The 10,396-nt window shown below is 60.4% G+C and carries 2 protein-coding genes and 3 rRNA genes; all 5 read left to right on the top strand.

The window, feature by feature from the left end; translation table 11 throughout:
* Positions 1-144: 144 nt before the first annotated feature.
* Positions 145-261, top strand: a 5S ribosomal RNA gene (gene rrf / locus ACQ3DC_RS20870).
* Between the two features lie 97 nt (positions 262-358).
* Positions 359-1,366 carry a LacI family DNA-binding transcriptional regulator gene (locus ACQ3DC_RS20865; protein WP_430753110.1) on the top strand — a complete coding sequence of 336 codons (1,008 nt, stop codon included), beginning with the start codon at positions 359-361 and terminating at the stop codon, positions 1,364-1,366.
* Between the two features lie 119 nt (positions 1,367-1,485).
* Positions 1,486-4,563, top strand: coding sequence for a glycoside hydrolase family 2 TIM barrel-domain containing protein (locus tag ACQ3DC_RS20860; protein WP_430753109.1), 3,078 nt, complete (start codon positions 1,486-1,488; stop codon positions 4,561-4,563).
* 564 nt (positions 4,564-5,127) lie between these two features.
* Positions 5,128-6,650, top strand: a 16S ribosomal RNA gene (locus ACQ3DC_RS20855).
* A gap of 493 nt (positions 6,651-7,143) precedes the next feature.
* Positions 7,144-10,270: ribosomal RNA gene (locus ACQ3DC_RS20850) — 23S ribosomal RNA — on the top strand.
* Together the 16S and 23S rRNA genes form the textbook arrangement of a ribosomal RNA operon.
* Positions 10,271-10,396: the final 126 nt, after the last annotated feature.

Here is a 10,396-nt window from a genome sequence, read left to right as displayed (position 1 = left end):
GGTTCCCGAACAACAAACCATTTGTTGCAGGGAACACCAACTGAATAACAACACCACCCTGCCCTCACACGGGCAGGAAAGCATGTTGTAACCACAACACTTCCCACCCCCGGGGATCACACCCGGGCGGACGGGTAACAAGGTTACGGCGGTCATAGCGTGGGGGAAACGCCCGGTCCCATTCCGAACCCGGAAGCTAAGACCCACAGCGCCGATGGTACTGCACCCGGGAGGGTGTGGGAGAGTAGGTCACCGCCGGACAACCATTAGGTCGAGGCCCCAACCACCAGGTTGGGGCCTCCCGCATTTAAAAACCACACACCACCACACCACCCACAGCCCCCCTAGACTTACCGTCATGACCTCTAGCTCCAGCGGCCCACAGGTCCGCCGCGCCACCATCCTGGACGTGGCGGCCGCCGCAGGAGTATCCCGGCAGACAGTCACCCGGGCCATGAACGACATGCCTGGCATCAGCGCGGCCACCCGTGAACGTGTCAAGGCGCTGGCAACAGAGCTCGGATATTCGCCTAGCCGGTTCGCGAAGGGCCTGGTGCAGGGCGCCCGCACCTCACTGGGGCTGGCCATTCCGGACCTCACCAACCCGTATTTCCCGGCCTTTGCCTCCAGCGTGGTGGAGGAAGCCACGCAGCGGGGCTGGAACGTGGTGATGGATGATTTTGGCCACGGCAGCGGAAGCGGCCTCGACGCCGTGGCCCGGCTCGCGCCCCAGGTTGATGCCCTGATCGGATACCTTGGGGCCAGCTCGCAGCAAGCCCAGTCCTTGATGGGACGGCGTCCTGTGGTGGTCCTGGACTACCCGGCGGGACAGGCGGCCGGCCGGATCTCCTTTGACTACTTCCATGCGGCACGCATGGCACTGGAGCACCTTCTGGCGGCACAGCGCCGGCAGATCGCCTACCTCGATTCGGACGAAGGCGGGCAGGCCACCACCCGCGGGCTCGCTGTTGCGGCAGCGGCCGCCGACGCCGGCATTGACATCATCATCCTCGAGGCGCAGGACACCGCCCCGGCGGCACGGGATGCAGTCCGCTCCCTGCTCGAGCAGCACGGCACGGTCGACGGGCTCCTGGTGTTCAACGACCTGATGGCGGCGGGAGCGCTTAAGGCCCTCAATGCCGCCGGCAGGGCAGTGCCGCGGGACTGTGCAGTGATCGGGATGGACGGTATACCCCTGGGCGAGCTGGTCTCACCTGAGCTGACCACGCTCGCACTGGACCTGCGTGCAGTAGGCCGGGCCGCCGTCGGACTCGTGGCAGACCTGCTGTCCGGCGCAGTGGAGGCTGGGAGCCCGGAGGCCTCCTTGATCCTCAAGCATCAGCTGGTGCTTCGCCAGTCGGCCTGACCCTTCTCAAAGCAGACCTGAACGGCTAGGCTTGAAGCGCGGCCGTGAACGTTCACGTACGGCGAGCGAGACACGGTTCCCCGCACCACAGCCGCAGCCTCCCTGAAGCAAGGAAGCCCATGCCAGCCCATTCGCTTGCCGCCATGGCGGACAGCATGCCCGAAATCATCCCCGGTTCAGCAGCCCGACGCCTGGATCTTGGTGCTGGTGGGATCACGGACCTGGAATCTGTTGAACCCGGCAAGGGCACGTTGCCTCCGCGCGCTTACCTGCACAGCGACGCACCACGGTTGTCGCTGAACGGGGACTGGCAGTTTCGCCTCAGTTCCGGAATCCGGACCGCGCCGAAAGCCGGCTGGCAGTGGGGCAAGGACCTGGACGGGTTCGAGAGCCTGCCCGTACCATCGAGCTGGCCGATGCACGGGCATGGGTCCCCCGCCTACACCAATGTCCAGTTCCCCTTCGCCGTGGAGCCCCCGCATGTGCCGGACGCCAATCCCATTGGCGACCACGTAGTCGTCTTTGAGGCCGGCCCCGAATTCTTCCCCCACGCCCTGCTGCGGTTCGACGGCATCGAGTCCGCGGGAACCGTGTGGCTGAACGGAAGGGAGCTCGGAACTACGCGCGGCAGCAGGCTGGCCCATGAATTCGATGTGTCCGGGATCCTGGTCCACGGGCAGAACACCCTTGCCGTGCGCGTGGCGCAGTTCTCGGCCGCCAGCTACGTGGAGGACCAGGACATGTGGTGGCTCCCCGGCATCTTCCGGGATGTCACGCTCCAGGCGAGGCCTGAGGCCGGCATCGACGACGTCTTCGTCCACGCAGGCTACGATCACGCCACCGGCGAAGGCACCCTCAAGGTCGAGGTGACCCGGGGCGGACAGGCGATTGACGCCGTCGTCCGCGTTCCCGAACTGGATGCGGAACTGCCCGCAGGCGCGGAACTGCGCATCCCCGCCGTCGAACCCTGGTCTGCGGAGGTGCCCCGGCTCTATGAGGCCACAGTCAGCACCCCCGGAGAGTCCGTGGAGCTGCGGTTCGGCTTCCGCAGCATCGCCATCGAGGACGCGCAGTTCAAGGTCAACGGGCGGCGGATCCTGCTGCGCGGCGTCAACCGCCACGAACACCATCCGCGCCTTGGCCGGGTGGTTCCCAGGGACGTAGTGGAGGCCGAACTGCGGCTCATGAAGCAGCACAACATCAATGCCATCCGCACCTCCCATTACCCGCCGCACCCGGATTTCCTGGCACTTGCCGACGAGCTCGGCTTCTACGTTGTGCTCGAGTGCGACCTCGAGACCCATGGCTTTGAGAGTGCCGGCTGGGCCCGGAACCCGAGCGACGACCCGCAGTGGGAAACGGCGCTGGTGGACCGCATGCGCCGCACGGTTGAACGGGACAAGAACCACCCCGCGGTGATCATGTGGTCGCTCGGCAACGAGGCGGGGACCGGCAGGAACCTCGCCGCCATGTCCCGCTGGACCAAGGACCGGGACCCTTCCCGCCCCATCCACTACGAGGGCGACTGGTCCTCCGCGCATGTCGACGTCTACTCCCGGATGTATGCCAGCCAGGCAGAAACGGCCCTGATCGGGCAGGGGATTGAGCCGGCGCTCGAAAATGCCGCGCTGGATGCCCGGCGCAGGGCGATGCCGTTTGTCCTTTGTGAGTATGTCCATGCCATGGGCAACGGCCCCGGCGGCATGAGCGAGTACCAGGAGCTTTTCGAGAAGTACCCGCGCCTGATGGGCGGCTTCGTATGGGAGTGGCTGGAACACGGCATCACCGTCGCCTCCCCGGACGGTGGCGAGCACTACGCCTACGGCGGGGACTTCGCCGAGGAAGTTCATGACGGCAATTTCGTCACCGACGGCCTGGTTGATGCGGACCGCAGACCCAGGCCCGGCTTGCTGGACTTCAAGAAGGTCATCGAGCCACTGCGCATAGCGGTGGCAGGTGACTGGTCCGGTTTCACGGTGCGCAACGGCCAGGACTTTGCGGACACCGCTGCATTCAGCTTCCGTTATGCGGTGGAAGCCGGCGGCAGGACCCTCGCCGCCGGCACTTCGGACGTTCCGCCCGTGGCTCCCCGGGCGGAAGCGGTCATTGAGCTGCCCGCCAGTGTCGCCGCCCTCGCCGCTGCGGAACATGACGGCCGGCCTGCGGTGCTCACCGTCAGTGCAGTCCTCGCCGCTGATTCGGCCTGGGCTGCCTCGGGTCACGAGCTTGCCTGGGGGCAGTCTGTCCGGGAGCCTGACGCTCCGGCCGGTCCGGCGCCGGCTGCAGCCGTGGACGTCCGGGACGGTGACCTGACGCTGGGACCTGTTGTCTTCAGCCGGGTGACGGGCATGCCCACCTCCATAGGCGGCATCCCGGTGGAAAAGTTCGCGCTGAATCTGTGGTGGGCCCCCACGGACAACGACCTTGGCCGTGAATGGGGCGGTGCCGACGAGCGTCCCCTGGCCGCCCAGTGGAAGGATGCCGGCCTCAACCGGCTCCACACCCGGCTGCTGGGTATCACTGCGGACCGCGCTGCCGGCCCCGCCCCTGGGTCCAGTGCCGGCCTCACTGCCGACGGCGGGCGGAACGGTGGCGAAGTCCTGACCGTCCGGACGCGTGTAGGTGCTGCGGACAAACAGTACGGAGTATTTGTGGACTATGCGTGGACGAGCGACGGTGAAGCTGTCGGGCTTCGGACGTCGGTCCGGCCGGACGGCGCGTGGGCCAATCGAGGCTCCGGCGTGGAATGGGCGCGGATAGGGCTGGAACTTGTGCTGGGAGAAGAGACGGAGCTGGTGAGCTGGTTCGGCCAGGGCCCCCACCAGAGCTACCCGGACACGGGGCAGGGAGCGCGGACGGGCTGGTTCTCGCTCCCGCTTTCGGACATGGACGTGGACTACGTGCGGCCACAGGAGTCCGGCGCCCGGTCCGGAGTACGGTCCGCTGCTTTGCGGATTGGGGACCGGGCACTGGAGATAGCCGGTGATCCCTTTGCGCTGACTGTCCGGCCCTACAGCCAGGACGTCCTCGACGCTGCAATGCACCGTCCGGACTTGAAGGCGGACGGCCGGAGCTACCTCTATCTGGACCATGCGCTCAGGGGGGTGGGAACCGCTGCTTGTGGTCCCGGCGTGCTGCCGCAGTACCGGCTTGAGCCCCGTCAAGCCGACTTCTCCCTGACCCTGAGGGTGCGCTAGGGGAGCCGCAAAATGTGAGCCAGTCCATACCGCCGGAGGTTGCGGCGCAGGGGTGCCGGCTAAGGCCAAAGAGCCCTGAAAACCGCGGATTTCCGGGGTTCCCAGGGGTCTGCCCCACCCGAGGGGGTGGATTTGCAGAGCGGCTTCCCGCCGTGTATTGTTTTCTGAGTCGCCGCCGCTGAAGCGGAAAAATAGCGGCCAAACCCCTTAGCAAACAGCCTGAAAATGGTTCGCCACTTGGCGCGCCAAACGCGGGCGGGGCCGGGTTCGGAGCAACGAAAATCGCGGAAACGCCGATTTGCAAAGCTCCTTGAAACCGGGTAAGTTTGAAAAGTTGCTCCGGAGCGATCCACGGTGGTTTTTTGCTGGTGGTGGTGCCGGGTGTGTCTGTTGTTTGAGAACTCAATAGTGTGCCAAGTTTGTTGATACCAATTGTTTTAGTGATTGGTTGAATTGACCGGGTCATCCGCCCCTGTGGGTGGTCTGGTTTTTACAGCTGGTTTCAAATTTTGTGCAGCCTTTTTGTCCCGTTTTCCCGGGGCTGGGGGTTGTGTCTGTTTTACTTCAACGGAGAGTTTGATCCTGGCTCAGGATGAACGCTGGCGGCGTGCTTAACACATGCAAGTCGAACGATGAACCTCACTTGTGGGGGGATTAGTGGCGAACGGGTGAGTAACACGTGAGTAACCTGCCCTTAACTCTGGGATAAGCCTGGGAAACTGGGTCTAATACCGGATATGACTCCTCATCGCATGGTGGGGGGTGGAAAGCTTTTTGTGGTTTTGGATGGACTCGCGGCCTATCAGCTTGTTGGTGAGGTAATGGCTTACCAAGGCGACGACGGGTAGCCGGCCTGAGAGGGTGACCGGCCACACTGGGACTGAGACACGGCCCAGACTCCTACGGGAGGCAGCAGTGGGGAATATTGCACAATGGGCGCAAGCCTGATGCAGCGACGCCGCGTGAGGGATGACGGCCTTCGGGTTGTAAACCTCTTTCAGTAGGGAAGAAGCGAAAGTGACGGTACCTGCAGAAGAAGCGCCGGCTAACTACGTGCCAGCAGCCGCGGTAATACGTAGGGCGCAAGCGTTATCCGGAATTATTGGGCGTAAAGAGCTCGTAGGCGGTTTGTCGCGTCTGCCGTGAAAGTCCGGGGCTCAACTCCGGATCTGCGGTGGGTACGGGCAGACTAGAGTGATGTAGGGGAGACTGGAATTCCTGGTGTAGCGGTGAAATGCGCAGATATCAGGAGGAACACCGATGGCGAAGGCAGGTCTCTGGGCATTAACTGACGCTGAGGAGCGAAAGCATGGGGAGCGAACAGGATTAGATACCCTGGTAGTCCATGCCGTAAACGTTGGGCACTAGGTGTGGGGGACATTCCACGTTTTCCGCGCCGTAGCTAACGCATTAAGTGCCCCGCCTGGGGAGTACGGCCGCAAGGCTAAAACTCAAAGGAATTGACGGGGGCCCGCACAAGCGGCGGAGCATGCGGATTAATTCGATGCAACGCGAAGAACCTTACCAAGGCTTGACATGAACCGGTAATACCTGGAGACAGGTGCCCCGCTTGCGGTCGGTTTACAGGTGGTGCATGGTTGTCGTCAGCTCGTGTCGTGAGATGTTGGGTTAAGTCCCGCAACGAGCGCAACCCTCGTTCTATGTTGCCAGCACGTGATGGTGGGGACTCATAGGAGACTGCCGGGGTCAACTCGGAGGAAGGTGGGGACGACGTCAAATCATCATGCCCCTTATGTCTTGGGCTTCACGCATGCTACAATGGCCGGTACAAAGGGTTGCGATACTGTGAGGTGGAGCTAATCCCAAAAAGCCGGTCTCAGTTCGGATTGGGGTCTGCAACTCGACCCCATGAAGTCGGAGTCGCTAGTAATCGCAGATCAGCAACGCTGCGGTGAATACGTTCCCGGGCCTTGTACACACCGCCCGTCAAGTCACGAAAGTTGGTAACACCCGAAGCCGGTGGCCTAACCCCTTGTGGGAGGGAGCTGTCGAAGGTGGGACTGGCGATTGGGACTAAGTCGTAACAAGGTAGCCGTACCGGAAGGTGCGGCTGGATCACCTCCTTTCTAAGGAGCACCTACAGATTGTTCGTGCCGTGTATGCGGTGCGGGGGTTTGTCAGGAGTACAGCCCGTTGCGCAGACGCAAGTTCTGCGGCGGGTGCTCAAGGGTGGAATATCAACGAATAGCGGCTGCCGGTTCTTTCCGGTGCTTAGTACGGTTCCTCTTTGCGGGGGTTCCTGGAAGGGTGCTGGTGGGTGCGGGTGGTTTCGTGTTTGGCACACTGTTGGGTCCTGAGGCAACAGGGCCGTGGTTCCGTCCCGTGTGGGGCGGGGTTGCGGGTTTGTTTGTTTCTGGTTTCCTGGCTGCACCGATCATGCATGTTGTGTGTGTGGGGTGTGTGGTTTGGGGTTGTTGTTTGAGAACTACATAGTGGACGCGAGCATCTTTTATAAGAAGCAATTTCCAAGAATATGAACCTGGATCTGTTGTGCTGTCTTTCGGGATGGTGCAGTGGTTTTCGTGGTTCTCTCGAAAATTAGCGTTTTTGATCTTTTGTGGTCAAGTTTTTAAGAGCACACGGTGGATGCCTTGGCATTAGGAGCCGAAGAAGGACGTAGGAATCTGCGATAAGCCTGGGGGAGTCGATAACCGGACTGTGATCCCAGGGTGTCCGAATGGGGAAACCCCGCCGAGCGCGCGAGTGACTCGGTGACCCGCATCTGAACACATAGGGTGCGTGGAGGGAACGCGGGGAAGTGAAACATCTCAGTACCCGCAGGAAGAGAAAACAATAGTGATTCCGTTAGTAGTGGCGAGCGAACGCGGATCAGGCTAAACCGTTCCATGTGTGATAGCCGGCGGGCGTTGCATGGTCGGGGTTGTGGGACTTTCCATACCAGTTCTGCCGGGCTGGTGGGGTGTGATGTGCAGGCATAGGTGAACGGTCTTGAAAGGCCGGCCAGAGAGGGTGTTAGCCCCGTAACCGTAATGTTGTGTACCGCCTGTGAGAGTATCCCAAGTAGTACGGGGCCCGAGAAATCCCGTGCGAATCTGTCAGGACCACCTGATAAGCCTAAATACTCCCTAATGACCGATAGCGGACCAGTACCGTGAGGGAAAGGTGAAAAGTACCCCGGGAGGGGAGTGAAACAGTACCTGAAACCGTGTGCTTACAATCCGTCGGAGCCAGTCTGATTCTGGTGACGGCGTGCCTTTTGAAGAATGAGCCTGCGAGTTAGTGTTACGTCGCGAGGTTAACCCGTGTGGGGCAGCCGTAGCGAAAGCGAGTCTGAATAGGGCGTTGCAGTGGCGTGATCTAGACCCGAAGCGAAGTGATCTACCCATGGCCAGGTTGAAGCGACGGTAAGACGTCGTGGAGGACCGAACCCACTTCAGTTGAAAATGGAGGGGATGAGCTGTGGGTAGGGGTGAAAGGCCAATCAAACTTCGTGATAGCTGGTTCTCCCCGAAATGCATTTAGGTGCAGCGTTGCGTGTTTCTTGCTGGAGGTAGAGCTACTGGATGGCTAATGGGCCCTACAAGGTTACTGACGTCAGCCAAACTCCGAATGCCGGTAAGTGAGAGCGCAGCAGTGAGACTGTGGGGGATAAGCTTCATAGTCGAGAGGGAAACAGCCCAGACCACCAACTAAGGCCCCTAAGCGTGTGCTAAGTGGGAAAGGATGTGGAGTTGCGAAGACAACCAGGAGGTTGGCTTAGAAGCAGCCATCCTTAAAAGAGTGCGTAATAGCTCACTGGTCAAGTGATTCCGCGCCGACAATGTAGCGGGGCTCAAGTACACCGCCGAAGTTGTGGCATTCAAATATTAGCTAAGCCCTTGTGGTTCAGGCGTTTGGATGGGTAGGGGAGCGTCGTGTGGGCGGTGAAGTCGCGGTGTAAACCAGCGGTGGAGCCTACACGAGTGAGAATGCAGGCATGAGTAGCGAAAGACGGGTGAGAAACCCGTCCGCCGAATGATCAAGGGTTCCAGGGTCAAGCTAATCTGCCCTGGGTAAGTCGGGACCTAAGGCGAGGCCGACAGGCGTAGTCGATGGACAACGGGTTGATATTCCCGTACCGGCGAAAAACCGCCCATGCTGAACAGGGGATACTAACTGCCCGAGACCTGCCTGACACCCCTTGTGGGTGAAGGGTTTTGGTGGAGCGCAGGACCTGATCCTGGGAGGCAAGCGTATTAACAGGTGTGACGCAGGAAGGTAGCCGAGCCGGGCGATGGTTGTCCCGGTCTAAGGATGTAGGGCGAACGGTAGGCAAATCCGCTGTTCATGATGCCTGAGATCTGATGGGACCCCCGTTTGGGGGGATTCGGTGATCCTATGCTGCCGAGAAAAGCATCGACGCGAGGTTTTAGCCGCCCGTACCCCAAACCGACACAGGTGATCAGGTAGAGAATACTAAGGCGATCGAGAGAATTATGGTTAAGGAACTCGGCAAAATGCCCCCGTAACTTCGGGAGAAGGGGGGCCCCAACCTTGAACACCACTTGCTGGTGGGAGGGGATCGGGGCCGCAGAGACCAGGGGGAAGCGACTGTTTACTAAAAACACAGGTCCGTGCGAAGTCGCAAGACGATGTATACGGACTGACTCCTGCCCGGTGCTGGAAGGTTAAGAGGACCGGTTAGCCGCAAGGCGAAGCTGAGAATTTAAGCCCCAGTAAACGGCGGTGGTAACTATAACCATCCTAAGGTAGCGAAATTCCTTGTCGGGTAAGTTCCGACCTGCACGAATGGAGTAACGACTTCCCCGCTGTCTCAACCATAAACTCGGCGAAATTGCAGTACGAGTAAAGATGCTCGTTACGCGCAGCAGGACGGAAAGACCCCGAGACCTTTACTATAGTTTGGTATTGGTGTTCGGAGTGGCTTGTGTAGGATAGGTGGGAGACGTTGAAGCCCGGACGCCAGTTCGGGTGGAGTCATCGTTGAAATACCACTCTGGTCACTTTGGACATCTAACTTCGGCCCGTAATCCGGGTCAGGGACAGTGCCTGATGGGTAGTTTAACTGGGGCGGTTGCCTCCTAAAAAGTAACGGAGGCGCCCAAAGGTTCCCTCAGCCTGGTTGGCAATCAGGTGTCGAGTGTAAGTGCACAAGGGAGCTTGACTGTGAGAGAGACATCTCGAGCAGGGACGAAAGTCGGGACTAGTGATCCGGCGGTACATTGTGGAATGGCCGTCGCTCAACGGATAAAAGGTACCTCGGGGATAACAGGCTGATCTTGCCCAAGAGTCCATATCGACGGCATGGTTTGGCACCTCGATGTCGGCTCGTCGCATCCTGGGGCTGGAGTAGGTCCCAAGGGTTGGGCTGTTCGCCCATTAAAGCGGTACGCGAGCTGGGTTTAGAACGTCGTGAGACAGTTCGGTCCCTATCCGCTGCGCGCGCAGGAAATTTGAGAAGGGCTGTCCTTAGTACGAGAGGACCGGGACGGACGAACCTCTGGTGTGTCAGTTGTACTGCCAAGTGCACCGCTGATTAGCTACGTTCGGATGGGATAACCGCTGAAAGCATCTAAGCGGGAAGCTCGCTTCAAGATGAGATTTCCATACACCTCGTGTGTGAGAGGCCCCCAGCCAGACCACTGGGTTGATAGGCCGGATGTGGAAGCGAGGACTAACGACTCGTGAAGCTGACCGGTACTAATAGGCCGATAACTTACACCACACACCACACCCGTGAAACCGGTTCAAAAGCGGTTCCACACCAGGGTTGGTAAAAAGATAACAAGACTGCTTGCGTCCACTATGTGGTTCCCGAACAACAAACCATTTGTTGCAGGGAACACCAACT

The sequence above is a fragment of the Paenarthrobacter sp. NEAU-H11 genome (genome assembly GCF_050573415.1).
GTDB lineage: Bacteria > Actinomycetota > Actinomycetes > Actinomycetales > Micrococcaceae > Arthrobacter.
The sequence above is the reverse complement of the archived record's forward strand: the minus strand, read 5'-3'. Positions and strand labels throughout refer to the sequence as shown.

Excerpts from the sequence above, each read along its gene's own strand:
- ACQ3DC_RS20865 (WP_430753110.1), top strand. The coding sequence starts at position 359 with ATGACCTCTAGCTCCAGCGGCCCACAGGTCCGCCGCGCCACCATCCTG.
- ACQ3DC_RS20860 (WP_430753109.1), top strand. The coding sequence starts at position 1,486 with ATGCCAGCCCATTCGCTTGCCGCCATGGCGGACAGCATGCCCGAAATC.